General features: G+C 72.5%; 27 protein-coding genes, 1 tRNA gene and 1 pseudogene. 18 read left to right on the forward strand and 11 right to left on the reverse strand.

All coding sequences use genetic code 11. The features are described from left to right. Positions 1-11: 11 nt before the first annotated feature. A tRNA-Asp gene (locus BR98_RS16335) sits at positions 12-88 on the forward strand. A 481-nt stretch (positions 89-569) separates the two neighbouring features. Here BR98_RS16335 and bldC read toward each other — a convergent pair. Further along, entirely contained in the window at positions 570-776 is a 207-nt protein-coding gene (bldC, locus tag BR98_RS16340) for a developmental transcriptional regulator BldC (RefSeq protein ID WP_014137253.1), read from the reverse strand. 127 nt (positions 777-903) lie between these two features. On the opposite strand from bldC, the pseudogene BR98_RS16345 reads away from it, so the two are divergent. From BR98_RS16345 to BR98_RS16365, 5 genes and pseudogenes are all read left to right on the forward strand, one after another. Further along, positions 904-1,572: pseudogene (locus BR98_RS16345) on the forward strand (S9 family peptidase); the annotation flags it as partial. Positions 1,573-1,698: 126 nt separating this feature from the next. Then, positions 1,699-2,646 carry an ABC transporter ATP-binding protein gene (locus BR98_RS16350; protein WP_035845471.1) on the forward strand — a complete coding sequence of 316 codons (948 nt, stop codon included), beginning with the start codon at positions 1,699-1,701 and terminating at the stop codon, positions 2,644-2,646. After that, the gene (locus BR98_RS16355; protein ID WP_035845474.1) at positions 2,643-3,365 is read left to right on the forward strand and encodes an ABC transporter permease; all 723 of its coding nucleotides are present in this window, start codon (positions 2,643-2,645) and stop codon (positions 3,363-3,365) included. Before BR98_RS16350 ends, BR98_RS16355 begins: the two co-directional genes overlap by 4 nt. Before the next feature lie 8 nt (positions 3,366-3,373). Continuing rightward, complete coding sequence (locus BR98_RS16360; RefSeq protein ID WP_083977476.1) at positions 3,374-4,633, forward strand: sensor histidine kinase; 1,260 nt, start codon at positions 3,374-3,376, stop codon at positions 4,631-4,633. Between the two features lie 17 nt (positions 4,634-4,650). Then, positions 4,651-5,268 carry a response regulator transcription factor gene (locus tag BR98_RS16365; protein ID WP_035845477.1) on the forward strand — a complete coding sequence of 206 codons (618 nt, stop codon included), beginning with the start codon at positions 4,651-4,653 and terminating at the stop codon, positions 5,266-5,268. Positions 5,269-5,272: 4 nt separating this feature from the next. Here BR98_RS16365 and BR98_RS16370 read toward each other — a convergent pair whose 3' ends face one another. Both BR98_RS16370 and BR98_RS16375 read right to left on the reverse strand, forming a co-directional pair. Further along, on the reverse strand, positions 5,273-6,157 hold the full coding sequence (locus BR98_RS16370) for a transglutaminase family protein (RefSeq protein ID WP_035845480.1): 885 nt from the start codon (positions 6,155-6,157) through the stop codon (positions 5,273-5,275). Between the two features lie 101 nt (positions 6,158-6,258). Beyond that, the gene (locus tag BR98_RS16375; protein WP_083976638.1) at positions 6,259-7,287 is read right to left on the reverse strand and encodes a GNAT family N-acetyltransferase; all 1,029 of its coding nucleotides are present in this window, start codon (positions 7,285-7,287) and stop codon (positions 6,259-6,261) included. 126 nt (positions 7,288-7,413) lie between these two features. Between BR98_RS16375 and fdxA the strand changes: the two genes are divergently transcribed. Together fdxA and dapC are read left to right on the forward strand one after the other, a co-directional pair. Then, positions 7,414-7,743: a ferredoxin gene (gene fdxA, locus BR98_RS16380; protein WP_035845482.1), complete on the forward strand. Its 330-nt coding sequence runs from the start codon at positions 7,414-7,416 to the stop codon at positions 7,741-7,743. A gap of 4 nt (positions 7,744-7,747) precedes the next feature. Continuing rightward, complete coding sequence (gene dapC, locus BR98_RS16385) at positions 7,748-8,905, forward strand: succinyldiaminopimelate transaminase (RefSeq protein WP_035845484.1); 1,158 nt, start codon at positions 7,748-7,750, stop codon at positions 8,903-8,905. A gap of 62 nt (positions 8,906-8,967) precedes the next feature. On the opposite strand, the gene BR98_RS40305 is transcribed toward dapC, so the two are convergent. Both BR98_RS40305 and BR98_RS16395 read right to left on the reverse strand, forming a co-directional pair. Next, the gene (locus tag BR98_RS40305) at positions 8,968-9,897 is read right to left on the reverse strand and encodes a hypothetical protein (protein ID WP_051969839.1); all 930 of its coding nucleotides are present in this window, start codon (positions 9,895-9,897) and stop codon (positions 8,968-8,970) included. Positions 9,898-10,173: 276 nt separating this feature from the next. Beyond that, positions 10,174-11,247 carry a hypothetical protein gene (locus tag BR98_RS16395; RefSeq protein WP_035845486.1) on the reverse strand — a complete coding sequence of 358 codons (1,074 nt, stop codon included), beginning with the start codon at positions 11,245-11,247 and terminating at the stop codon, positions 10,174-10,176. A gap of 141 nt (positions 11,248-11,388) precedes the next feature. Here BR98_RS16395 and dapE point away from each other — a divergent pair, with 141 nt between their 5' ends. Continuing rightward, positions 11,389-12,516, forward strand: coding sequence for a succinyl-diaminopimelate desuccinylase (gene dapE / locus BR98_RS16400; protein WP_051969840.1), 1,128 nt, complete (start codon positions 11,389-11,391; stop codon positions 12,514-12,516). 69 nt (positions 12,517-12,585) lie between these two features. Further along, positions 12,586-13,428 (forward strand): LOG family protein, encoded by an 843-nt coding sequence (locus tag BR98_RS16405; protein WP_083976640.1) that lies wholly within the window; start codon positions 12,586-12,588, stop codon positions 13,426-13,428. 40 nt (positions 13,429-13,468) lie between these two features. Here BR98_RS16405 and folP read toward each other — a convergent pair whose 3' ends face one another. Continuing rightward, the gene (gene folP, locus BR98_RS16410; RefSeq protein ID WP_051971086.1) at positions 13,469-14,281 is read right to left on the reverse strand and encodes a dihydropteroate synthase; all 813 of its coding nucleotides are present in this window, start codon (positions 14,279-14,281) and stop codon (positions 13,469-13,471) included. A 186-nt stretch (positions 14,282-14,467) separates the two neighbouring features. Here folP and BR98_RS37085 point away from each other — a divergent pair, with 186 nt between their 5' ends. Together BR98_RS37085 and BR98_RS16420 are read left to right on the forward strand one after the other, a co-directional pair. Next, positions 14,468-14,926, forward strand: coding sequence for a DivIVA domain-containing protein (locus tag BR98_RS37085; RefSeq protein WP_083976642.1), 459 nt, complete (start codon positions 14,468-14,470; stop codon positions 14,924-14,926). After that, a complete protein-coding gene (locus BR98_RS16420; RefSeq protein WP_035845491.1) occupies positions 14,923-15,501 on the forward strand; it encodes a DNA-3-methyladenine glycosylase I in 579 nt (192 codons plus the stop codon). Before BR98_RS37085 ends, BR98_RS16420 begins: the two co-directional genes overlap by 4 nt. Positions 15,502-15,508: 7 nt before the next feature. On the opposite strand, the gene BR98_RS16425 is transcribed toward BR98_RS16420, so the two are convergent. After that, positions 15,509-16,309 (reverse strand): enoyl-CoA hydratase/isomerase family protein, encoded by an 801-nt coding sequence (locus BR98_RS16425; protein WP_035845494.1) that lies wholly within the window; start codon positions 16,307-16,309, stop codon positions 15,509-15,511. Between the two features lie 386 nt (positions 16,310-16,695). On the opposite strand from BR98_RS16425, the gene BR98_RS38025 reads away from it, so the two are divergent. After that, the gene (locus BR98_RS38025) at positions 16,696-16,863 is read left to right on the forward strand and encodes a DUF3117 domain-containing protein (RefSeq protein WP_083976644.1); all 168 of its coding nucleotides are present in this window, start codon (positions 16,696-16,698) and stop codon (positions 16,861-16,863) included. A gap of 87 nt (positions 16,864-16,950) precedes the next feature. On the opposite strand, the gene BR98_RS16430 is transcribed toward BR98_RS38025, so the two are convergent. Next, positions 16,951-17,583: an O-methyltransferase gene (locus BR98_RS16430; protein WP_035852603.1), complete on the reverse strand. Its 633-nt coding sequence runs from the start codon at positions 17,581-17,583 to the stop codon at positions 16,951-16,953. A 282-nt stretch (positions 17,584-17,865) separates the two neighbouring features. On the opposite strand from BR98_RS16430, the gene sigE reads away from it, so the two are divergent. The 4 genes from sigE (at position 17,866) to BR98_RS16450 (ending at position 21,042) form a co-directional block, all read left to right on the forward strand. Further along, positions 17,866-18,588, forward strand: a complete 723-nt coding sequence (gene sigE, locus BR98_RS16435; protein WP_051971087.1) for an RNA polymerase sigma factor SigE — start codon at positions 17,866-17,868, stop codon at positions 18,586-18,588. Beyond that, positions 18,585-19,604, forward strand: a complete 1,020-nt coding sequence (locus tag BR98_RS41350) for a zf-HC2 domain-containing protein (RefSeq protein WP_035845497.1) — start codon at positions 18,585-18,587, stop codon at positions 19,602-19,604. The genes sigE and BR98_RS41350 overlap by 4 nt, the downstream gene beginning before the upstream one ends. A 153-nt stretch (positions 19,605-19,757) precedes the next feature. Further along, positions 19,758-20,180 carry a sec-independent translocase gene (locus BR98_RS16445; protein ID WP_035845500.1) on the forward strand — a complete coding sequence of 141 codons (423 nt, stop codon included), beginning with the start codon at positions 19,758-19,760 and terminating at the stop codon, positions 20,178-20,180. A 151-nt stretch (positions 20,181-20,331) separates the two neighbouring features. Continuing rightward, positions 20,332-21,042 carry a hypothetical protein gene (locus tag BR98_RS16450; protein ID WP_232247440.1) on the forward strand — a complete coding sequence of 237 codons (711 nt, stop codon included), beginning with the start codon at positions 20,332-20,334 and terminating at the stop codon, positions 21,040-21,042. 55 nt (positions 21,043-21,097) lie between these two features. On the opposite strand, the gene BR98_RS16455 is transcribed toward BR98_RS16450, so the two are convergent. From BR98_RS16455 to BR98_RS16465, 3 genes are all read right to left on the reverse strand, one after another. Further along, on the reverse strand, positions 21,098-22,258 hold the full coding sequence (locus BR98_RS16455; protein WP_035845504.1) for an Mrp/NBP35 family ATP-binding protein: 1,161 nt from the start codon (positions 22,256-22,258) through the stop codon (positions 21,098-21,100). 103 nt (positions 22,259-22,361) lie between these two features. Beyond that, entirely contained in the window at positions 22,362-22,907 is a 546-nt protein-coding gene (locus tag BR98_RS16460) for a DUF1003 domain-containing protein (protein ID WP_198042366.1), read from the reverse strand. Positions 22,908-22,947: 40 nt separating this feature from the next. After that, the gene (locus tag BR98_RS16465; RefSeq protein ID WP_051969841.1) at positions 22,948-24,264 is read right to left on the reverse strand and encodes a magnesium transporter MgtE N-terminal domain-containing protein; all 1,317 of its coding nucleotides are present in this window, start codon (positions 24,262-24,264) and stop codon (positions 22,948-22,950) included. 121 nt (positions 24,265-24,385) lie between these two features. On the opposite strand from BR98_RS16465, the gene BR98_RS16470 reads away from it, so the two are divergent. After that, positions 24,386-24,931, forward strand: coding sequence for a pyridoxamine 5'-phosphate oxidase family protein (locus BR98_RS16470; RefSeq protein ID WP_035845507.1), 546 nt, complete (start codon positions 24,386-24,388; stop codon positions 24,929-24,931). The last annotated feature ends 92 nt before the right edge of the window (positions 24,932-25,023 follow it).

Here is a 25,023-nt window from a genome sequence, read left to right on the forward strand (position 1 = left end):
GTGAAATCCCTGGCCCTGTGGAGCAGTTGGTTAGCTCGCCACCCTGTCAAGGTGGAGGTCGCGGGTTCAAGTCCCGTCAGGGTCGCCACAAGCAAGAGGCCCGGAACCGTAAGGTTCCGGGCCTCTTGTCGTTCCCGTGCGATCGGCTCCCGACGGACCGTCAGGTCATTATCGCCATCCTGGTCCAGACCACAAGAGGGCAGCCTGTGACGGTCGTCACTTATCTTTTCTTGAACTTGGCCAGGTGGGACCCCCCCTCAATGGGCCCTCATTTAATATATAAAATTGTACTGACTTCCGCTGCATTCCCACCCCTCGCCATCCGCATTTAATCCCGCATCAGGCGCCCCAACAATCACTGATTTCCCGACCATTAAATGGTCAAAGGACAGTCATGAACCAGTTGACGCTCATGTCGCCGAACCCCCCTCGGATAAACATCCCACCATTTCCGGGACGGCCTGCGGGCATGCAGAAAGGCCACCCTCCCGGACCCGGCGGAGTCCGAGGGGATGGCCCCTACTGTCGTGCGTTCAGCGCGGCGGGCTGAGCGGCCCGCCGTGGGCGGCTCAGGCCTCGGTGCGCTGGGCGGGGATACCGGCCAGCAGCGCTCGCACCTCCGCCTCCCGGTACCGGCGGTGGCCGCCAAGCGTGCGGATGGACGTGAGCTTGCCTGCCTTGGCCCAGCGCGTGACCGTCTTGGGGTCGACACGGAACATGGTGGCAACCTCTGCCGGCGTCAGCAGGGGCTCAGCGTCAGGGGTACGAGCGGTCATGAGCGGCCTCCTCGGAGAACCGAACCAGGGCGGTTCTATCCTTCAAATTCTGCACCTTGGCCCGCGATGCCCGAAATGGCATAGACGGACCGAGTCGGTTATAGGACGAACGGCTTGTCCTGGTGTCTACGGCGGTCCGCACGGGCAGATGGTGGTGCAGGCGCACAACGCCTTCCTCTCCTCGCAGTGGTTCGCCGACCAGGGCTTCGCCGTGGTGGTGGCGGACGGGCGCGGCACCCCGGGCCGCAGCCCCGCCTGGGAGAAGTCGATCGCCTTCGACTTCGCCGGACCCACCCTCGAGGACCAGGTGGAGGCGGTGCAGGCGCTCGCCGCCGAGTTCCCGTTGGACCTCGGCAAGGTGGCGATCCGCGGCTGGTCCTACGGCGGCTACCTGTCCGCCCTGGCGGTGCTGCGCCGTCCCGACGTCTTCCACGCGGCCGTGGCCGGTGCCCCGGTCACCGACTTCGCGCTCTACGACACCCACTACACCGAGCGCTACCTCGGCCACCCCGGCGAGCGTCCCGAGGTGTACCGGGCGCAGTCGCTGATCGAGGACGCGGCCAAGCTGGAGCGGCCGCTGATGCTCATTCACGGGCTGGCCGACGACAACGTGGTGGCCGCGCACACCCTGCGGCTCTCCTCCGCGCTGCTGGCCGCCGGGCGTCCGCACACGGTGCTGCCGCTCTCCGGGGTCACCCACATGACCCCGCAGGAGCAGGTGGCGGAGAACCTGCTGCTGCTCCAGGTCGACTTCCTGAAGGAGAGCCTGGGCCTGAAGCCGACGCCGGGGCTCTGACCGGCGCTGTCACGGTCCTCGGCATGACATCCGTCATGCCGAGGACGCGACGGCGCACACTGACCCGCGCACCCCGTCGCGCGGCACTCTGGACAGGTCGGGAGAACCACCGGAGAGGACGGGGACATGAGCCAGGAAGTGGCCGCCTTCAGGCAGGTCAGCAAGAGCTACGGCCGGGTCAAGGCGGTGAACGGCCTCGACCTGACCCTGTACCCGGGCCAGACCGTCGCCCTGCTCGGCCCGAACGGGGCCGGCAAGTCCAGCAGCCTGGACCTGCTGCTCGGCCTGCGCGAGCCGGACCAGGGCCAGGTCACCCTCTTCGGCGGCACCCCGCGGGCCGCGATCGAGGCCGGCCGGGTCGGCGCGATGCTGCAGAGCGGCGGGCTGATGACCGATGTGACGGTCCGTGAGCTGGTCCAGCTGGCCTGCGACGTGCACCCGCGCGGCCACCGGCTCGACGAGGTGCTGCGTGACGCCGGCATCGAGGAGATCGCCGGGCGCCGGGTGGACAAGCTCTCCGGCGGTCAGGAGCAGCGGGTCCGGTTCGCGCTGGCGATCGCCGGGGCCAACGACCTGATCGTGCTGGACGAGCCGACCACCGGTATGGACGTGTCGGTCCGTCAGCAGTTCTGGGCCTCGATGCGCCGGCAGGCCGAGCAGGGCCGCACGGTGCTCTTCGCCACCCACTACCTGGAGGAGGCCGACTCGATCGCCGACCGGGTGCTGGTGCTGCACCGCGGCCGGCTGATCGCCGACGGCTCCTCGACCGAGATCAAGGCCAAGGCCGGTGCCCGACGGGTCGGCTTCGAGCTGCACGCCTCGGACGGTCAGGTCGAGGAGGCGGTGCTGCGGGCGCTGCCCGGACTGGTGGCGCTGGAGCTGAGCGGGGCCGCGGACGGGGTGCGCACGGTGCGGATCCGGTCCACCGATGCCGACGCGGTGGTCGCGGGCCTGTACAAGGCCGGCTGCTACCCGCGCGGGCTGGAGGTCACCAGCCTCGGCCTGGAACAGGCCTTCCTGACCATCACCGAGGCCGCCGAGGCGACCGACCCCTCGCTGGAGAGTGCGCGATGAAGACGCTGATCAAGCTCGAGATCCTGCGCACCCTGCGCAACAAGCGGTACGTCTTCTTCACCGTCCTGTACCCGGCGCTGATGTACTTCTTCTTCATCAACGCCTACGGCGACCACGGCACGGCCGGCGGGGTCAGCGCCAAGAGCTACTTCATGGTCTCGATGGCCACCTTCGGCGCGGTGGGCGCGGTGCTCACCGGTAGCGCGCAGCGGATCTCGCTGGAGCGCAAGAGCGGGTGGACCAGGCAGCTGCGGCTGACCGCGCTGCCCGGGCGGGCGTACGCGACGGCCAAGATCTGCGCCTGCGCGGTGACCACGCTGCCGGCCATCCTGGTGGTCTTCGGGCTCGGCGCGGTCGAGGGGGTGCGGCTGGACGCCGGGCAGTGGCTGGGCCTGGTGGCGGTGCTCTGGGCGGGCAGCTTCGTCTTCGCGGCGCTCGGGGTGGCGCTGGGGTACGCGGCCGAGCCGAACGCGGTGCAGCCGATCGTGATGATCGTCTACATGCTGATGGCGGCCTTCGGCGGGACCTGGTTCCCGGTGAGCGGCACCCTGAAGACGATCGCCCGGTTCAACCCGGTCTACCTGTACAACCAGCTCGCCGCCTTCGTCCGCCCCGGCACCGCCTTCGACACGGCGGCGGCCGCCTCGCTGGCCGGCTTCCTGGCGGTCTTCGTGGCCGGGGCGGCGTTCCTGTACCGCAGGGACACCAAGCAGGCATGATGACGGCCATGCAGTACACGCCCCTGGACCCCCGCCCCACCGAGTCGGAGCGGAAGGTCCGGGGGCGCGGTGCGTGCGACCCGGACGCGGACCCGCCGGCGCTGAGCAACATCCCGGGCTCACCGGTGGAGAACCGGCGGCAGTTGCTGGTCAAGATCTGCTGGATGCTGCTGTGGATGGTCTACCTGGTCTACCCGATCAAGGACCTGGGCAGCGGTCACTACTCCACGACGGCCGTGGTGTTCGGCTGGCTGGCCCTGACAGCGTTCCTCGGCTGCTACCTCAGCCTGGTGATCTTCCGTTCGGCGAACGGGATCTGGTGGCGCGGCAGCTACCCGCTGCTGGCCGGGATGCTGGCGATCGCGCTGAGCACCTCGTTCTACTACGGCGAGGCCTGGCTCGGCCTGTTCACCTACCTGTCGGTGGCCACCGGGGCGATCCTGCCGCCGCGGATCGCGCTCTGGGGTGTGGGCGCCGTCACGCTGCTGCTCGCGGGAACCGCGCTGGCCGTGCACGCCCAGAGCGGCGCGCTGGTCGCACTGGCGCTGCCCACCTTCCTGAGCGGCGCCGCGATGACGGGCGTGCAGCGGCTGGTCGCCACCATGCGCGAACTGCGCGAGGCCCGGCTGATGGCGGCCCACCTGGCCGCCTCCGAGGAGCGGCTGCGGCTGGCCCGCGACATGCACGACCTGCTGGGGCACTCGCTCTCGCTGATCACCTTGAAGAGCGAGCTGGCCGGGCGCTTCATGGACGCCGGCAACCAGGAGCAGGCGCGGGCCCAGGTGAGCGAGATCGAACAGGTGGCGCGGCAGTCGCTGACCGACGTCCGGGCCGCGATCACCGGCTACCGCAAGCCCACCCTCTCGGTCGAACTCGCCGCCGCCCGCACCGCCCTGGCCACCACCGGGGTCACCCTGGAGGCGCCGTCCACGCTGCTGGAGGAGCACCCGGGGCTGGGCGCGCCGGAGGGCGAGGCGCTGGCCTGGGCGCTGCGCGAGGCGGTCACCAACGTGGTCCGGCACGCCGCCGGGGCCAGCGTCTGCACGGTGGGGCTGGACGAGACCTGGGACGAGGACGGCTCGCGCTACGTGGTGCTCGAGGTCGCCGACAACGGGCGCGGCCCCGGCAAGTCCGCCCCGGGCAACGGCCTGACCGGTCTCGACGAGCGCCTCGCGCTGGTCAGCGGCCGACTGGAGACCGCCACCGGCCCGCACGGCAAGGGCTTCACGATCCGGGCCCTGGTCCCGCTGGGTGCCAGGGCCGCCTGAAGCCGTAGGGTCGCGGCATGACTGACGATCACATCCGGGTGCTGCTCGCCGAGGACCAGTCGATGGTCCGGGAGGCACTGGCCGCGCTGCTCGGACTGGAGGGCGACATCGACGTGGTCGCGCAGGTCTCGCGCGGGGACCAGGTGGTGGCGGCGGTGCTGGAGCACCGGGTGCAGGTGGCGGTGCTGGACATCGAGATGCCCGGGCTGACCGGGATCGAGGCGGCGGCGCTGGTCAAGCGGCAGAGCCCGGGGACCAAGGTGGTGATCGCGACCACCTTCGGCCGGCCCGGCTACCTGCGGCGGGCGATGGAGTCCGGCGCGGACGCCTTCCTGGTCAAGGACGCGCCGGCCGCCGAACTCGCGGAGGCGGTGCGCCGGGTGCTGCGCGGCGAGCGGGTGATCGACCCCACGCTGGCGGCCGCCGCGCTGGCCGATGGGGCCAACCCGCTGACCGGGCGCGAGCTGGACGTGCTCGCGGTGGCCGCCGAGGGCGCGGTGAACGCCGAGATCGCCCGCCGGCTGCACCTGTCCGAGGGCACCGTGCGCAACTACCTCTCGATGGCGATCCAGAAGACCGGCGCGCGCAACCGTGCCGAGGCGGTGCGGGTGGCCAAGGAGAAGGGTTGGATGTAGCGGGTCAGTTGAGCCGGTGGCGGGCCGCCCGGGCGTCCTGCCGGACCCGGGCGGCGGACTCCGGGTCGAAGGCGTCCAGGATCTGCGCGTACGCCTCCATCTCGCCCGCCCCGCCCAGGAAGTCCCCGGTGCGGACCAGGAGTTCGGCCCGTTCCAGGCGCAGTTGGGCCGGGTGCCGGGGGAGCAGCAGGGACAGCTCGGTGGCCCACAGCTGGGTGCGGGCGTGCTCGGGCCGCTCGCTCGCCCAGTTTCTGATGTTCCCGAGCACCCGCAGCATGATGTCCAACGGCTGTGCGGGGGTGAGCAGTTCGGGCGTGAACCGGTGCCCGGACGCGACCACGATCGCGGCCGCGTCCTCGGCCGAGAGCAGCCGGCCGCCGTGGTACGGGTCGGCCAGCACGTACTCCTCGCCCGGATCGGGACCGCCCACCGCCACGATGAAGTGGCCGGGCAGCGCGATCCCGTGCACGGTGAGCCCGGCCCGCTCGGCCACCGCCGACCAGACCAGCGAGAGCAGGATCGGCAGCCCACGCCGCCGCCGCAGCACCTCGGGCAGCAACGAGGACTCCAGCCGCCGGTAGTCCGACTGCTGTCCGTGGAACCGCTCGCGCCCACCGAGCACCGCGGCCAGCAGCGCGGCGGTCTCCTCGGGGCTGCCGGGCGCACGCTCGGCCACGGCCCGCCGCACGGCCGCGGCGTGCCGGTCGAGCGCCGCCTGGCAGGCGGCCAGCAGCGCCTCGAGGGTGGGCGGCGGCTCGTACTCCCCGTCCTCGGTGCGCACGTCCTCGGCGAGGGTGTGCTCGGCGGCGGCCAGCAGGCAGAGCAGCACCGGATCGGGCTGCTCGGACCTGGCCTCGGCGCGGAAGCGGGCTCTGCTCTGCTCGGTCACGGTGGCTGCGGTGGCTTTCGGTCGTGACGGTCTGACTGGGTGGGACTGACCGGGTGGGACTGACTGGGTGGGGCTGACTGGATGGGAACCTACGCGCGGTGCTACGCCCGGGGAAGACAGGCGTAGTGGTAAGTGTGGCTGGTCGTGAAGCCCAGCCCGTCATAGAGCGTGATCGCACTGTCGTTGTCGGCCTCGACCTGCAGGTAGCCGCCCCGGGCGCCCTCCTCGGCCGCGCGCGCCGCGAGCACCGCCATCAGCGCGGTGGCCAGGCCCTGGCGGCGGGCGGCCGGCTGCACCTCGACGGCGCCGAAACAGGCCCAGGGGCCGTCGATGACGCACCGTCCGATCGCCAGCGGGACGGCGGAGTGCGGGTCGGGCACGGTGGCGAACCAGACCGAGGGCCCGCCGTGCAGCACCTGGCGGGCCGCCGCGTCGGCCGCCGGGTCGCCGCTGACCCGCCGGTAGACGGACATCCAGTCCGGGCCCGCCGTGCGGGAGAGCCGGACCAGCTCGGTCCCGGAGGCCGCCGCCTTGACCAGCGGGGCGAGCGGCGCGGTGCGCACCAGGGTCGGGGCGTAGACGGCGCCCAGCCGGTCCAGCTCGGCGGTCAGCCCGGTGGGGGAGCCGGGGGTGGTCACCTCGACCCAGGCGGGCAGCCCGCGCTGCGCGTACCACTGCGCGACCCGGTCCAGCGCGGCGGGCAGCGGCAGGCCCGGGTCGCCGAGCGCCTGCACCGAGTTGGCCCGCCGGGTGAAGCCGGCCGAGGCGCGCAGCGTCCACTCGCCGAGCGGCTGCTGCTCCACAGCCGGCCAGCCGCGGGCGGCGATCCGCTGCAACTCCACCGGATCCACAGGCGGTACCGGCACGCTGCGGGCAGGGAAGAGCGGGACCACCTTGCCGGCGACCAGCCGGTCCAGGCCGATCCTGGACCGGGCGGCCGCGCGGGGCTCCACGGTTACTTCGTGAGCGTCCCACGATGTGAGCACGCCGATCACATCACGAAAACGCGGGCGTCCGGTGGCCGGGTCCAGGGCAGTCTCCAGACAGCGCACCGACACACGTCGTCCCACGTCAGAGGGGTCTATCCGAACTTCGGGACGCGCGCTGCCCGGAATCCGGTTGGTGTTCATAGTGATCTCCGGTGCATGTGTAGTGTCTGACCCGCGATACTAGGGGCGGGCATCGACGACGCCGCGCTCACCCGCGCACGCAAGTACATAGTTTGGGCAGCAGCCCAACCGAGGAGGAACGACAGCGTGACCTACGTCATCGCGCAGCCTTGTGTCGACGTCAAGGACAAGGCGTGCATCGAAGAGTGCCCGGTCGACTGCATCTACGAGGGCCAGCGCTCCCTTTACATCCACCCGGATGAGTGTGTCGACTGTGGCGCGTGCGAGCCGGTCTGCCCGGTCGAGGCGATCTTCTACGAGGACGACACTCCGGAGGAGTGGAAGGACTACTACAAGGCGAACGTCGAGTTCTTCGACGACCTCGGTTCGCCCGGTGGTGCCTCCAAGCTCGGTCTGATCGAGCGCGACCACGAGTTCATCGCGGCGCTGCCCCCGCAGAACCAGGGCGAGCACTGAGACCGTGAGTACCGAACAGCCGCGCGCGCCGTTCCCGGGTCACCCGGGGGCGGCGCGCCGCGTATCCGACCTTCTTCCGGTCTTCCCGTGGGACAAGCTGGAGCCCTACAAGGCGACCGCGCTGGCCCACCCGGACGGGCTGTGCGACTTCTCGGTCGGCACCCCGGTGGACCCGGTCCCCGAGCTGATCCAGAAGGCGCTGGCCGGCGCCGCCGACTCGCCCGGCTACCCGACCGTCTGGGGCCCGGTGGAGCTGCGCCAGGCGATCGCCGGCTGGTTGCACCGCCGCTGCGGCGCCGAGATCGAGCCGGACGCCGTGCTGCCGACCATCGGCTCCAAGGAGCTGGTCGCATGGTTGCCCGGACAGCTCGGGCTCGGCCCCGGAGACCAGGTGGCCTACCCCCGCCTGGCCTACCCGACCTACGAGGTCGGCGCCCGGCTCTGCGGGGCCGAGCCGGTCGAGTACGAGGACGTGGCGGAGCTGGACGGCTCCCGGGTGCGGCTGCTCTGGCTGAACTCGCCGTCCAACCCCACCGGACGGGTCCTGACGGCCGACCAGCTGCGCCGCGCGGTGGTCTGGGCCCGGCAGCACGGGGCACTGGTGGTCAGCGACGAGTGCTACCTGGAGCTTGGCTGGGAGGCCGAGCCCGTCTCGGTCCTGCGCCCCGACGTCTGTGGCGGCTCGCACGAGGGCCTGCTCGCGGTCCACTCGCTCTCCAAGCGCTCCAACCTGGCCGGCTACCGCGCCTCCTTCGTGGCCGGCGACCCGGTGGTGGTGCGTGAGCTGCTGGAGATCCGCAAGCACGGCGGCATGATAGTGCCGGCGCCGGTGCAGGCGGCCACCATGGCGGCGCTCGGCGACGACGCGCACGTGGCGGAGCAGCGGGCCCGGTACGCGGCCCGGCGCTCGGCGCTGCGGGCGGCGCTGGAGGGCAACGGGTTCCGGATCGAGCACTCCGAGGCGAGCCTGTACCTGTGGGCGACCCGGGACGAGCCCTGCTGGGACACCGTGGCCGACCTGGCGCGGCTGGGCATCCTGGTGGCGCCGGGCGACTTCTACGGGCCGGCCGGCGAGCGGTTCGTCCGGGTCGCGTTCACGGCGACCGACGAGCGGGTGGCATCTGCGGTCGCGCGGCTCGAGAGCCGGTCGCACAAGCGGTAGTCGGACAGCCGGAAGGGCCGGGCCGTTCTCGCGAACGGCCCGGCCCTTCGGTGTGCCCGGTGTCAGCCGACCGTCGGCAGCTGCTGCAGCGGCCCGGTGACCCCGCTGAGCAGGTTGGTGGCGCTGCCCAGGTCGGGCAGTCCGCCGAGCCGGTGGGTGGCGCCGGTGGCCTGCCCGCTGAGCTCGTCCAGGTGCGCGGCGTCGGCGGCCTGCGCCGGGTGGGTCAGGTCGGCGGCGGGCAGCACGTGGGTGAGCTGGTCGAGACCGGCCAGGTTGCCGGCCAGGCCGTGGGTGGCGGGCAGCGTGTCGGCCAGCTGCTGGGTGGCGGGCAGCGCGCCCAGCGAGTCGACGCCGGGAACGGCGCCGGTCAGCCGGTCCTGGCTGGGCAGCTGGCGGGCCAGGCTGCTGGTCGCCGGGAACTGCTCGGCCAGCTGGCCGGTCGCGCCGACCGGGTTGCTCAGGGCGTCGCCGTTCAGCACCTTGCCCAGGCCGTTGACCTTCTGCATCACCGTCGGCGTCGCGGCGGGGCCGCCGTGCTCCATGTCGAGCGGCATCGAGCGCGGTGCGGCGGCGCCGCCCAGGTGGGGCAGCCCGCCCAGCGGCGTCAGGGTGGCGACCTTGCCGACCGTGTCGGCCAGCGGGCCGCCGCCGGCCGTGGTGGCGCCGGCGTGGTCGCCGAGGCCGCCGACCGCCTTGTCGGTCTGCGGCAGCGCGGTGGCCGCCGCGGAGCCGGTGGCGTCGGCCGCGGCGGGCAGCGCCGTTCCGGCCAGCAGCGCGCCGGTGGTGCCCAGGGCCTGGCCGACCTGGTGGGTCTCCCCCTTCAGCGTCGAGGCCGAGGTGACGCCGTCCAGCTTGCTGATCCCGGCGCCGACGTCGGTGCCCTTGGGCATCAGCTGGTCGGCGGACGCCGACCCGGCGGCGACCAGCGGGGTCGCACCGGCCGCGACGAGCAGTGCGGCCTGGGCGATCCGGCGTGAGAGGGGGAGGGACATGGTGCTCCTAAGAAGTGACGACACGACAGGTCCGCCGGGCGGACGCCGTGATTACCGCTTGAGGAGCGAGAAGGTTTCGGTCGCCGAAGGTAAAGAGTCACTAAAGATCGCATGATCCTCTTTCCGCCAGCGGAGGCATTTCCGCTGGAAGTGACGTTTCTTCGGGCTGTCGGCCTGCGTTCGGCGAGCCGGCCGGCGGTGTCCCGTCGCCCCCTCCCGGTTCACCCTGGAGGGAGGCGACCGGGTGAACGTTCGTCAATCCCGGCTGACGCGGCGTCAATGCTTGGCGGCAGGCATCCCGAGGGTCACCAGCACCCGGTCGGTGGCCGCCGGGTCCGGCTGAGCCGTCCACCCGGCGTCCGAGCGGTCCATCCGCCAGGCCTTGCCGTCGAAGTGGATCGTCCCGATGCCCAGCTCCTGCGCGTGCGCCACCGACCACTCGGCCACCGCCCAGCCGCTCTGCCGCTGCGCGTCGGGGCCGGTGTCGGTGTTGGCGGCCGGGTCGGGGGTGAGGGCGAGGGTGCTCGTCCTGGCGTCCGAGGAGGTCGGGCCGGCTGCCGCGGTGACGGCACGCCCGAACTCCCGCTTGAGCCGGTCGGTCAGCTGCTTCGGCGAGCCGGGGCCGGTGGCGGGTGCGCCCGACGGCGAGGCCGAGGCCGAGCCCGAGCCGGCGGTGGCGGCGGCGGGCGCGGCGGCGGTGGTGCCGGCGGTGGTGCCGGCGGCCGCCGGGTCCGTCGGGTCCGGCTCGGCGAAGGAGTGCACCACGCAGCTGAAGGTGGCCGGTGCCCGGCCGGTCAGCGCCGAGGCGAGCAGCGAGGCCTTGGCCTCGTGCTTGGCGTAGGCGCCGGGGTAGCCGCTCTTCTGCACCGTCTGCGCCGCCTCGGTGAGCGGCATCCGGGCGTAGTTGGGCGCTTCCTTCTTCAGGGCGTCGAGGAACTTCTGGGACGCGTAGACCGGGTCCTGGATCTGCTGCGGGGTGCCCCAGCCCATGGAGGGCCGCTGCTGGAAGAGGCCGATCGAATCGCGGTCGCCACCCTCCAGGTTGCGCAGCTTGGACTCCTGCAGCGCGGTGGCCAGCGCGATGGTCAGGGCCCGCTCGGGCATGCCGCGGGAGAGCGTGACGGCGGCGATGGTCGCCGCGTTGGAGCCCTGGTCGAGGTCCATGGTGACCGGCTTGCCACCGGCCGGGGTGACCGTGCAGCCCTCGTCGGCCTCGGTGTGGTGGGTCCGCTTCCACAGCACCAGGCCCGCGACCACGGCCGCGACCAGCAGCAGCGAGGTCAGGACCCAGCGCAGCGGCCGGCGCCGACGGCCGCGGTCGGGGCTCGACTGGCCCGTCTGCTCCTCCATGGCCACCGTGGCCCCTCTCACCTCGGGTTGTTTCCGCACACCGTACTCACCCACCACCGACTCGGACGACAGTACGGTCCCCGCTGGTTGCGTCACGGCGCAACCAACGTCGGCAAGCGGCCCCCGATAGGCTTGGCGACCATGAGCAGCCTGCCCTCCACCAGCGCCCCGACCGCCCTCGACCTCGCCCTGGACGGCGGTGCGCTGACCGCGCAGCTGGTCGACTTCCCCTCGGTCAGCGGGAACGAGCAGGCGCTCGCCGACGCCGTCGAGCAGGCGCTGCGGGCGTTCGGGCACCTGACCGTGGACCGGTACGGCAACAACGTGGTGGCCCGCACCGACCTGGGCCGGGCCGAGCGGGTGCTGCTGGCCGGGCACCTGGACACCGTCCCGATCGCCGACAACCTGCCCTCGCACGTCGAGGGGGACCTGCTCTACGGCTGCGGCACCTCCGACATGAAGTCCGGCGTCGCGGTCCAGCTGCGGCTGGCCGCCACCCTGCCGGCGCCCAACCGCGACCTCACCTTCGTCTTCTACGACTGCGAGGAGATCGAGGCCAGCCGCAACGGCCTGGGCCACCTGGCCGCCCAGCACCCCGACTGGCTGAAGGCCGACTTCGCGGTGCTGATGGAGCCGAGCGGCGCGATGGTCGAGGGCGGCTGCCAGGGCACCCTGCGGGTCAAGGTCACGCTGACCGGCACCCGGGCGCACGCGGCCCGCAGCTGGCTCGGCGACAACGCGATCCACCACGCCGCCGAGCTGCTCGGCCGGCTCGCCGCCTACCAGCCGCGCCGGGTGGAGATCGACGGTCTGGAGTACCGCGAGGGCCTCAACGCGGTGGACATCCGCGGCGGGGTGGCCGGCAACGTGATCCCCGACGAGTGCGTGGTGACCGTCAACTTCCGCTACGCGCCGGACCGCAGCCCGGCCCAGGCCGAGGCGCACGTCCGCGAGGTCTTCGCCGGCTTCCCGGTCGAGGTGACCGACTCCGCCCCCGGCGCGCTGCCCGGCCTGGCCCAGCCGGCCGCCCAGGCCTTCCTGGCCGCCACCGGTGGCCAGGCCCGGGCCAAGTTCGGTTGGACGGACGTGGCCCGGTTCAGCGCGCTCGGCGTCCCCGCCGTCAACTACGGCCCCGGTGACCCGAACCTGGCGCACAAGCGCGAGGAGCACTGCTCGCTGAGCGCGATCGCCGAGTGCGAGCAGCGGCTGCGCGACTGGCTCAGCGGCCCCGACCTCATCGCCCCGGAGCTGGACGCCCCCGCCGAGTAGCGAGCGCTTCGCCGGTCGGTCATTCCGATGTTCCCCGTTATCCGCCCTCGTCAGGCGTACAGTTTCGTCATGACAGGGACATCAGCGCAGGACGGCGCAGACGGACGGCGCTTCGGCCACGGGCCGGAGCTGGTGGACGAGGCCGCACCACTGGCCGAGCCGCACAAGAAGGCCTGGCCGGAGAAGCAGAAGGGCCCGGTGCTGCTGCGCCGGGAGCAGGTCGGCACCAGCACCACCGACCAGCGCCTGCTGGACACCACCGGGCCGACCGACTGGCTGCACACCGACCCGTGGCGGGTCTGGCGGATCACCTCGGAGTTCGTCGAGGGCTTCGGCGCGCTCGCCGAACTCCCGGTCGCGGTCAGCGTCTTCGGCTCGGCCCGGACCCCGGTGGACTCGGCCGAGTACAAGGCGGGCGTGGCGATCGGCCGAGCCCTGGCCGAGGCCGGCTACGCGGTGATCACCGGCGGCGGCCCCGGCGCGATGGAGGCCGCCAACCGCGGCGCCTCGGAGGGCGGCGGGCTGAGCGTCGGGCTCGGCATCGAGCTGCCGTTCGAGCAGGGGCTCAACGAGTACGTCGACCTCGGGCTGAACTTCCGTTACTTCTTCGTCCGCAAGACCATGTTCGTCAAGTACGCGCAGGGTTTCGTGGTGCTGCCCGGTGGGCTCGGCACGCTGGACGAGCTGTTCGAGGCGCTCACCCTGGTGCAGACGAAGAAGGTCACCCGCTTCCCGGTGATCCTGTTCGGCAGCGCCTACTGGAGCGGTCTGGTGGCCTGGCTCAAGGACACCCTGGTGGCGCAGGGCAAGGCCTCCGAGGCCGACCTGGAGCTCTTCCACATCACTGACGACGTGGACGAGGTGCTGAAGATCATGGCCGAGAGTCGCCGGCCCAACGGCCAGGAGATCTGACCTCGCCCCTTCGGCTCCGGGCCGAGCGGGCGGACAGCGCTCAGGCCAGCCCCCGGCGGGCCACCGCCGGGGGACGGGTGCCCCGGATCGAGGCGACCATGTCCAGCACCTGGCGGGTCTCGGCCACCTGGTGCACCCGGTAGATCCGGGCGCCGAGCCAGGCCGAGACGGCCGTGGTGGCCAGGGTGCCGAGCAGGCGCTCGTTCACCGGCTTGTCCAGCGTCTCCCCGACGAAGTCCTTGTTGGAGAGCGAGACCAGCACCGGGAACCCGGTCGCGGTCATCTCCGGCAGCCGCCGGGTGGCCTCCAGCGAGTGCCGGGTGTTCTTGCCGAAGTCGTGCCCGGGGTCGATGACCAGCGCGTCCCGGCGCACCCCGAGCGCGGCGGCCCGCTCGGCCAGCCCGACCGTCACCGCCAGGATGTCGGCCATCACGTCCGGGTAGCCCACCCGGTGCGGCCGGGTGCGCGGCTCGGCGCCCCCCGCGTGCGTGCAGACCAGGCCCACGTCGTAGCGGGCGGCCACCTCGGCCAGCTTCGGGTCCACCCCGCCCCAGGCGTCGTTCAGCAGGTCGGCACCGACCGCGCAGACCGCCTCGCCCACCTCGTGCCGCCAGGTGTCCACGCTGATCACGGCCTCCGGGTGGCGCTTGCGCAGTTCCGCCACGAACGGCACGGTGCGGCGCAGCTCCTCCTCGACCGTCACCTCCTCGCCCGGGCCGGCCTTGACCCCGCCGATGTCCAGGATCGCCGCGCCCTCGGCCATCGCCCGGTCGGCGGCGGCGAAGGCGGCCTCGTCGGCGAAGGTCGAGCCCTGGTCGAAGAAGGAGTCCGGGGTCCGGTTGACGATGGCCATGATGACCAGTTCCTCCGCGCCGAACTCACGCGGTCCCAGGCGCAGTGCCACCCTTGCTCCTCACAGGTCTCACAGCAGTCGACTATCGATCCACGGGTGCCCTGGTGCGATGATGGGGCCCCGGCCTTCCCAGGGACTCCATGATCCCTCACGCGGCCGCATACTCACGTGTCGGGAGGACAGCTCGTGTTCTGGGTGATCGTGGTGGCGATGGCCGTGGTCGTCGGCGGTGCCGCGCTGGTGGCGCTGGGCGGCGGCGGCTCGCTGCCGGAGGCCGTGCACGACCGGATCGCGGCCCGACTGCCGCAGGAACGGCCGCTGAGCCGGGCCGACGTGGACGAGATCCGACTGCCGATGGCGGTGCGCGGCTACCGGATGGACGAGGTGGACGACGTCCTGGACCGGCTCGGCGCCGAGCTCGCCTACCGCGACTCGCGGATCGCCGAGCTGGAGGCCGCGGTGGCGGTGCGCGAGGGCGTCCAGGTGGGAGCCGGGGCCGGCGCCGCCCAGGCCGGTTCCGAGCCGCTGCCGGGCCTGGAGGACTTCGCCAAGGCGGTCGACCAGGGCGCCCACGCCCCGGCGGCCGAGCAGCCCGCCGACCGCCCCCGCGACGACCGCTTCCGCGACGACGCGGCACAGCAGTGAGCGAGGCGGTCGCGGGTCCGGACGGCCTGCTGCGCTGCCCCTGGGGCGAGTCCGCCGAGGACTACCGGAGCTACCACGACACCGAGTGGGGCCGTCCGGTGCACGGCGAGGACCCGCTGTTCGAACGGATCTGCCTGGAGGCCTTCCAGTCCGGCCTGTCCTGGATCACCATCCTGCGCCGCCGGGAGGGCTTCCGGGCCGCCTTCGCGGGCTTCGAGATCGCCAAGGTCGCTGCCTTCGGCGAGGCCGAGGTGACCCGGCTGCTCGCCGACCCGGGGATCATCCGCAACCGGGCGAAGATCGAGGCCTCGATCGCCAACGCGCGCGCCGCCCAGGCGCTGGACGGCGGCCTGGACGAGCTGGTCTGGCGGTTCGCCGGCGATCCGGACCGTCCGGCACCCGCCACCCTGGCCGAGGTCCCGGCGATCACCCCGGAGTCCACCGCGCTGGCCAAGGAGCTGAAGAAGCACGGCTTCCGGTTCGTCGGCCCGACCACCGCCTACGCCCTGATGCAGGCCTGCGGGCTGGTCAACGACCACCTGGTGGACTGCCACGTCCGGCAGTCCACCAACTGATCGTCCGTCAGCGCCCGACGTAGTTCGGCTGTTCCTTGGCCACGAAGGCCCGCACCGCGATCCGGTGGTCCTCGCTGGCCCCGGCCAGGGTCTGCAGCTCGTCCTCCTTGTCCAGCGTCTCGCTCAGCGAGTGCGAGGCGCCGAAGTCGAGCGCCGCCTTGATCGCGCCGTAGGCGACGGTCGGGCCGTGCGCCAGCTTCTGGGCGAACTCCCGTGCTGTGGCCGCGAGTTCGGCAGTGGGGACGACCTGGGTGGCGAGCCCGAGGGTGAGCGCCTCGGCGGCCTTGACGGTGCGCGGGAACATCAGCAGCTCGGTGGCCCGGGCGTGCCCGACCAGCCGCGGCAGGGTCCACGACGCGCCCGAGTCCGCGGTCAGTGCCACGCCGGCGAAAGAGGTGTTGAACCCGGCCGTCTCGGCCACGATCCGGAAGTCGCAGGCGAAGGCCAGCGAGGCCCCGGCCCCGGCGGCCACCCCGCCGACCGCGGCCACGGTCGGCTTGCGCATCCCGGTCAGGGCCCGGACCAGCGGGTTGTAGTGCTCGGCGACGGTCTTCAGCGGCGGCTCACCGGTCTCCTCGGCGCGCTGCAGCAGGCCCAGGTGCTCCTTGAGGTCCTGGCCGACGCAGAAGGCCTTCTCCCCGGCCCCGGTCAGCAGCACCGCCCGCACCGCCGGGTCGGCCGCCGCCTCGATCACGCTGTCGCGCAGGGCCACCTTGGTCGGCACGTCCAGCGCGTTCATCGCCTCGGGTCGGTTGATGGTGATGACGGCGAGCGCGCCGTCGCGCTCGTAGAGCACGGAGTCGGACATGGGGGAGGGCTCCCAACCGGTCGGTAACACCTGGACCCGAGTCAGCATGCCGGAGCCGGACGGGTGGCGGGAGTGTGAGGTAGCGCACCTTTGCCGACTCTTGTGCCTACCCGGGCGCGCCGCCACCCGGTGCTGCCCCGGCGGCGGGAGGATAGCGCGCCGGGGCAGCCCGCAGGCGGCAACTGAGGGGTCTTCGCTCGCCCGGGTGACGGTGTGTCTGAGACGTAATCAGGCGGTCTGTGCCGGTGTGGTCACTGGTGCGGAGAGAGTGACGTTGGTCATCGGGGCGCCGTATGCGGGATAATGGCTTCCGATCAAAGCGTTCGATACCAGCGGTGGACGGACTGCTGGTACCTAGCTGAGCGGCTGCAGGAAGGGGAACGAGCATGGCGGCCATGAAGCCGCGGACGGGTGACGGCCCGCTGGAGGTCACCAAGGAGGGGCGGGGCATCATCATGCGAGTTCCGCTCGAAGGCGGCGGTCGCCTGGTGGTGGAGCTCACTCCGGACGAGGCGAGCGCCCTGGGCGAGGCCCTGAAGCAGGCCTGCGGCTGACTCCAGCCTGACGTGCCCGCAGGGCCCGGTACCGACCGAACCACGGTCGGCACCGGGCCCTTCGCTCTTTCCGGGGTCCGCCCGGGGTCAGCGCTTGATGGCGCAGAGCAGCCCGTCGCTGACCGGCAGCAGCGCGGGCAGCAGCCGCTTGCTCTCCCGGACCTCCTGGACCAGCTCGCGCACCGCCGCGGTGCGCGGGTCGTCCAGCGCCGGGTCGGTCAGCCGGCCCTGCTGGAACACGCCCTCGAAGCAGACCACCCCGCCCGGCCGCAGCAGCCGCAACGATTCTGCAAGGTACGCCTGCGACTCCGCGGCGTCCCCGTCGCACAGCACCAGGTCGTACTGCCCGTCGGCGAGTCGCGGCAGCACGTCCAGCGCCCGTCCGGGTATGAACCGGGCCCGATTGGCCGCGAATCCCGCCGCCAGATAGGCCTCGCGGGCGAACTCCTGGCGGATCGGCTCCGGGTCGACGGTGGTCAGAATGCCGTCCGGGCGCATGCCGCGCAGCAGGTAGAGGCCGGACACGCCGGTGCCGGTGCCGATCTCGGCCACCGCCTTGGCGCCGACCGCCGCGGCCAGCAGCCGCAGCGCGGCCCCGCCGCTCGGACTGATCGCCCGCACGCCGGTCCTGGCCGCCTGCGACCGGGCGTAGGTCAGCACGGCGTCCTCGCTGACATAGGTGTCGGCGAGGGTCGCAGCCGCGGGCCCGAAGTCGATGATTTTCGTCCTGGAGAGTAGGGGCGCTGCCGGATGTCGATATTTCTTGCCACAGATTACTGGCCGGGTGGGAACCGCGTCCGGCGGCGGGCCGTTGAAGTCAATGCGCGGTTGGTGCGCACGGTCGGTGGATGAGCACACTTTTATCCAGAACTGACGGGTGAGGTGGATATGGTGGTGGCCCTGCTGGGCAGAAGAGCCAACCGAGGAGGTGTGGCCGAGGGCGACGTCCCTGTGCGGCGGCAACTCCGCGGCACCTCGTCGGCCCGTACGCCGAAGCCCGTGATGAACCAGTCTGCGCACTCTCCCCTGGACCAGTCGTCCGACGGCACCGCCGCCGAGTCCTCGGCCCCCGCCGCTATCGCGACCTTCGCCGACGGGGCCGACGCGCAGAGCTGGACTCCGCCCAGTTGGGAGGAGATCGTCGAGGCGCACAGCGCCCGGGTCTACCGCCTGGCCTACCGCCTGACGGGCAACCAGCACGATGCCGAGGACCTCACCCAGGAGGTCTTCGTCCGGGTCTTCCGCTCGCTGTCCACCTACACCCCCGGCACCTTCGAGGGCTGGCTGCACCGGATCACCACCAACCTCTTCCTGGACATGGTCCGCCGCCGTCAGCGGATCCGTTTCGACGCGCTGGCCGAGGACGCCGCCGAGAGGCTGCCCAGCCGCGAGCCGAACCCGGCCCAGGCCTTCAGCGACACCCACTTCGACGCCGACGTGCAGCACGCACTCGACACCCTGGCCCCCGAGTTCCGCGCGGCCGTGGTGCTCTGCGACATCGAGGGCCTGTCCTACGAGGAGATCGCGGCCACCCTGGGCGTCAAGCTCGGCACCGTGCGCAGCCGGATCCACCGCGGTCGCTCGCACCTGCGTGCCGCCCTCAAGCACCGGGCCCCGGGCGCCGAGCCCGGCCGTGCCCGGCGTGGCGGCTCCGAGCCGCTCGAGCCGGTGATCGTCGGCGCGCTCGCGGCCGATCCGGGCGGGAGCGGGCGGAGGCGATCGTGAGCGGCGCAGGCCGGTCCGGCGCCAAGCGCCCGGCGCCCGCCCGGCAGGATCTCGTGGGGCAGGAGTTCCCGGTGCTGCGGCCGATCGCCGTACGCCCGGCAGAACCCGCGGCGAGCACCGAGGAACACCACCTCGGCGAGGCGCTGACCGCCTACCTGGACGGCGAGCTGGGTCATGACGCCCGGGAGCGGGTCCAGTCCCATCTGGCGACCTGTCCGAGCTGCCTGGCCGAGGCCGAGGCGGCCCGCGCGGTCAAGCAGTTGCTCACCCGGACCGAGGCCCCCGGCCCGTCCGGGATGCTGATGGCCCGGCTGCTCGCGGTGGCCGCGCTGCCCGAGGACGACGGTGCGGACGACGGTCCGCGGGACGGCTCCGGCGGACTGTCCAGTGCGGAGCTGCCCAGCGCCAGTCTGCTGGGCAACCCGTCACTCGGTAGCCCCTCGCTGGGCGGCAGCCGGCTGACCGGCGGCTCCTTCGGCCGGGGTGCCGGCGCCTCCTTCGGCAGCGGGGCGCTCGGTTCCGACGCGCCACTGCCCGGGGTCGACCCGCGGGCCGGGCGCGGCCCGGACGTGCGGCTGTGGAGCGGTCGGCGCGGTGGCGCGGCGCGTGCCGCCGCCAGCAGCCCCGAACGGCAGCGGCCGGCGGCGGTACTGCCGATCTCGCGACCCGGGGTGCCGCGCGGGCGGCGGCTGGTGGTCGCGGCGGCCGGCGCCTTCTCGGTGGCCGCGGTGACCCTGGGCGGCTTCGGCAGCCTGGGCCTGGCCTCGGTGGCGGGCGACACCCCGCTGGACGACCAGCACGGCAACGCGGTCAACCCGCAGGTGCCGGGCAACGTCCCGGGCGGTCCGCTGACCGCCCCGCTGACGGTGAACTTCCCGCTGCGCCCGAGCGGCGGTCACCCGTACGACCTGCTGACCCCCGGTCCGCTCGGTCACCCGGGGCAGGGGGGCAACGGTCAGGCGGACACCGGCCAGGTGGTCAATCCGGTCGTCAACGGTCGCCCGTTTCTGCCGTAGTCCGACCAGTAGTCCCGACAGTGTTCGGCCACCAGTTGGTCTTTACCACGGTTTCATCCGCCCGTGGACCACAGACCTGCTGGTGGCCATTACGCTGTAGGGACCGGTGTCGCGGGCCGAACCGGGTTCGTCCTCCAGCAGCTGGGAGCTTCCGTGTTCTTCGACATAGGCCCACTCGAAATGATCACTCTGGCCGTCATGGCGATCGTGATCTTCGGGCCCGACAAGCTGCCGAAGCTGATCCAGGACACGGTCGGCTTCATCCGCAAGGTGCGCTCCTTCGCGGACAGCGCCAAGGCCGACATCCGCAGTGAGCTCGGCCCCGAGTTCAAGGACTTCGAGTTCGAGGACCTCAACCCGAAGACCTTCGTGCGCAAGAGCCTGCTCGGCGACGGCGACGACCCGCTCGGCTTCAAGGAGCTGCGCGAGGGCATGGACATCAAGTCGGTGCTGGACGACAAGCCGGCCAACGGCACGATCAGCACCACCACGTCGGCCGCGGCGCCTGCCGCGCAGCCGGTCAGCGCGCCGCTGGCCGCCGGCGAGCGGGCTCCGTTCGACCCGGACGCCACCTAGGGCCCTCGGGCCTGTCCGGCCGGCCCTGAACCGGGGCTCCTCGAAGCCCGTCACGACCACGACACCCCGCCAGGGCAGCCGCCCGGCGGGGTGTCGGCGTGGTGCGCCGCTATTGTGCTGAGTGCTCGACAGGTAGCTGAGGAGGTCCCGGATGGACGCGACGAACAGCCGTGCGGTGGAACCGACCGAGACGGCTCGGCGCGGTACGGCCACCGCCGAGGCGGCGGAGGTGCCGGCCCGACGCGCGGCCGAGCCCACCGACCCGCTGGCGCCCTACCTGGCCGCCGACTTCCCCTGGTACGGCCTGGACGAGGGCTGGACCGGGCGCCGCTGGCTGCTGCAGGCCGGCGCCGGCGGTCAGCAGCGCCCCGCCCAGCAGCGCAGCATCGACTACGGCTCGGTCGGCCACGGCGAGGAGCCGCCCAAGCAGCAGGAGGCGCACGGCGGCCGCCGGTTCGCCGTGGTGGTCACGGTGGCCCGCCGCCCCGGCCGGCGCAGCGCGGACGGCACCGGCGTACTGGAGGCCACCTCCGCCTCCTCCGCGGCCTGGCTGGCCGGCTCCGGCCTGCTCGCCTCCACCTGGCCCGGCCAGCTGGACCGCAGCCGCCGCCAGGAGTGGCTGGACCAGCAGACCGGCCTCGCCTGGGACCTCGCCGACGACCTCGGCGGCCCCGGCTGGTCCCCCCTCACCCTCCCGGTCAACGGCCTCCCCGAGCCCTTCCGCTACCGCGAGTCCGAGTACGGCTGGGTGCTGGCCGGCGAGGCGCCCGGCGTGCTGCTCGGCGCCTACGGCCGCGGCATCAGTGCCTACGGCATGGGCTTCAGCGCGATTCAGGACCTGGCGTCGTACACCAGGTCCTGAAGGCACGTCAGCTGCGGGTCGGCAGCGGGCCTGATCGGGTCGGCAGAGCGCCCGATCAGAACTTGTTCTTCGGGGTCAGCCCGAGCGAGAGGCCGGAGAGGCCGCGCTGGCGGCCGCCGAGCTTGCCGGCCACGGTGCGCAGGGCGGCGCCGGCCGGGGAGTCGGGGGCGGCCAGGACGACCGGGCGGCCGTCGTCGCCGCCCTCGCGCAGGCGGACGTCGATCGGGATGTTGCCGAGCACCGGGACGGTGGCGCCGGTGGCCCGGGTGAGGGCGTCGGCCACGGTCTGGCCGCCGCCGGTGCCGAAGACGTCGACCATCTCGTCGCAGTGCGGGCAGGGCATGCCGGACATGTTCTCGATCACGCCGACGATCTTCTGGTGGGTCTGCAGCGCGATGGTGCCGGCTCGCTCGGCCACCTCGGCGGCGGCCTGCTGCGGGGTGGTGACGATCAGGATCTCGGCGTTCGGCACCAGCTGGGCCACCGAGATCGCGATGTCGCCGGTGCCGGGCGGAAGGTCGAGCAGCAGCACGTCCAGGTCGCCCCAGTAGACGTCGGCCAGGAACTGCTGCAGCGCGCGGTGCAGCATCGGGCCGCGCCAGACCACCGGGGCGTTGCCCGGGGTGAACATGCCGATCGAGATCACCTTCACGCCGTGCGAGGACGGCGGCATGATCATGTCCTGCACCTGGGTCGGGCGGCCCTCGACGCCCAGCATCCGCGGCACGCTGTGCCCGTAGATGTCGGCGTCCACCACGGCGACCTTCAGCCCGTCGGCGGCCATCGCCGCGGCCAGGTTGACGGTGACCGAGGACTTGCCGACCCCGCCCTTGCCGGAGGCGACCGCGTACACCCGGGTCAGCGTGCCCGGCTTGGCGAACGGGATCTCGCGCTCGGGCGCACCGCCGCGCAGCAGCTGGGAGAGCTCCTTGCGCTGCTCCTCGCTCATCACGTCGAGCTCGACCTCGACCGAGGTCACCCCCGGCACGCGGCCGACCGCGGTCTTCACCCGGTCGGTGATCGTCTCGCGCATCGGACAGCCGGAGACGGTCAGGTAGACGGCGACGCGCACCGCGCCGCCCGCGGAGAACTCCACCGATTTCACCATGCCGAGCTCGGTGATCGGGCGGTTGATCTCCGGATCCTGCACGGTGGACAGCGCCTTGCGGACGGACTCCTCCGTCACGCCGGTCGCCACCTCTGTCTCATTGGCCATGTCTTGATGGTACGGCTCGCCGTCAGGGCGGTTGACTGGCCGGTAGCGTGCCGAGGGTCACAACCGGCCCGAGTCGCCGCCGGTTCGAGCGGGCCGCCCGACCTCAGGCGGCCTCGCTGGCGCCCAGTCGCTCGTCCATCTCCTTGAGCAGGCTCTGCAGCTCGGAGCGGATGAAGTCGCGGGTGGCCACCTCGCCCAGGCCCTGGCGCAGCGCCGCCACCTCACGGGTCAGGTACTCGGTGTCGGCGATGTTGCGGTCGCTGCGGGCCCGGTCCTGCTCCATGTTGACCCGGTCGCGGTCGTCCTGACGGTTCTGCGCCAGCAGGATCAGCGGGGCCGCGTAGGAGGCCTGCAGCGAGAGCGCCAGGGTGAGGAAGATGAACGGGTACTCGTCGAACCGGACACTGACCGGCAGCAGGGTGTTCCAGCCGATCCAGACCAGCACCACCACCGTCATCCAGACGATGAAGCGCCCGGTGCCCAGGAAGCGGGCGATCCGCTCGGAGAGCTTGCCGAAGGCCTCCGGGTCGTAGGAGGGCAGGGTGAAGACCGACGGGCGTCCGGTGCGCGGTTGGTCGAGCCGGGTCCGGATGGCCGTGCCGTGTGCGGTGTCCACCCGCTGAACCCGGCCGCCCTCGCGGGTGCGCAGCTCACGCAGCCGGCTCAGCTCGCTCAGGATCCGCTTGCGGTCAGCGTCCACTGCTCGTCTCCGTCTCGTGCTTGTGGTCCGCCGGGTCCTGCTCCAGGTCCCCGTTGTGGCCGTGCAGCGCGGCCTCGCGCCAGTCCTCGGGCAGCAGGTGGTCCAGTACGTCGTCGACGGTGACGGCGCCGAGCAGGTGGTCGGCCTCGTCCACCACCGGGGCGGCGACCATGTTGTAGGTCGCCAGGTAACTGGTGATCAGCGGGAGCGGGGTGTCCGGCGGGAGCGGGTCGAGATCACCGTCCACGATCGAGCCGACAAGGGTGTACGGCGGCTCGCGCAGCAGCCGCTGGAAGTGCACGGTGCCCAGGTAGGTGCCGGTGGGGGTCTCGTTCGGCGGGCGGCAGACGTACACCTGGGCGGCCAGCGCGGGCTTGTGGTCGGAGACCCGGACCCGGGCCAGCGCCTCGGCCACCGTGGCGTCCGGCTCGAGCACGATCGGCTCGGTGGTCATCAGACCGCCGGCGGTGTCCTCCTCGTAGGAGAGCAGCCGGCGCACCGGTGCGGCCTCCTCCGGCTCCATCAGCTGGAGCAGCCGCTCGGCCTCCTCGCCGGGCAGTTCGGAGAGCAGGTCGGCGGCGTCGTCCGGGTCCATCGCCTCCAGCACGTCGGCCGCCCGCTCGTCCTGCAGCTTGCCGAGGATCTCCACCTGGTCGTCCTCGGGCAGCTCCTCCAGCACGTCGGCGAGGCGCTCGTCGTCCAGCGCGGCGGCCACCTCGGCCCGGCGCTTGGCGGACAGGTGGTGCATCACGTTGGCCAGGTCGGCCGGGCGCAGCTGCTCGAAGGTGGCCAGCAGGTTGGCCGCGCCCTGGCCCTCCTCGGTCAGCGTGAAGCCGGTCACCGCGGTCCAGTCCAGGGTGACCGCCTCGCCCTTGCTCTTGCGCAGCCGGGCGACCTTGCCGCGCTGCACGAAGACCTTGCTGATCTCCCACTCACGCGCCCGGGTCTGCACCATGGCCACGTCGAGCACGGTCACCTCGGCGCTGGTGGCGGTCTCGGTGACCCGGCGGTCCAGCAGTTCGGCCAGCACCAGGGTCTCGGTCGGCCGCTGCTCGAAGCGGCGCATGTTGATCACCCCGGTGGTCAGCACCTGGCCGGACTCGAGACTGGTCACCCGGGTCATCGGCAGGAAGATCCGGCGCCGGCCGACCACCTCGGCCACCAGGCCGAGCACCCGCGGCGGGCGTCCGGCGAGCCGCAGTGAGACGACCACGTCGCGGACCCGGCCGACCTGGTCGCCGTTGGGGTCGAAGACGGCGACTCCGGCGAGATGGGAGATGAAGACCCGGCTGCCTGGCCCTGCCATGGACTTCCTTCCGCTCGTCCTGGGGAAAGGCTATCTAACTGTCCCGTTTCGGGCGTCGCGGAGCCGCCGTTACGGTCCATGCGGCACAGCGGCCGTTGCGCCGCCCCGTACGCTGTGGCGCATGGACGGGATCAACACCACTGCTGACGACTTCCTGGGCCGTGCTCTGCTGGAGGAGGCGGTGAAGAAGTCCGGGCTGCTCTGGGTGCGGGCCGACGGCGCCGGCGAGAGCCGACCGCTCTGGCACGCCTGGCACGACGGCGCGGTGGTGGTGGTCGGCGACGGCGGCGAGCAGCCGCTGCACGGGCTGCGTGCCCAGGGCTCGGCCGAGGTGACCGTGCGCAGCAAGGACAAGTGGGGGCGGCTGGTCGCCTTCACCGCCGCCGTCTCGGTCCTCGAGCCCGGCAGTGACGCCTGGACCGGGGCGGTCGAGGAGCTCAAGGGGAAGCGGCTGAACGCGCCGGACACCGACACCATCACGGACCGCTGGGCGGCCGAGTGCCGGGTGTTGCGGCTGGCGCCGGTGGGGGCGCCGACCCAGCAGCCGGGCGCGATGCCGGAGGGCTCGCACGCCGCCGTGCCGATGGTCAGTTCGGCGACCACCCGGCAGCCGATCCCGGCCGGGCTGCCGAAGCTGGTGCTGGGGCGGTTGCGCCGGAAGTCTTGAGGCGGTCACGCCGGAAGTCTTGAGATGTGGGCGACAGCGGCGTCATAGCGGCACGGGCCTTACCGTAGTACGGCCCGCCCCCCCTTTGCTCC

The organism is Kitasatospora azatica KCTC 9699 (assembly GCF_000744785.1).
Taxonomy (GTDB): Bacteria; Actinomycetota; Actinomycetes; order Streptomycetales; family Streptomycetaceae; genus Kitasatospora; species Kitasatospora azatica.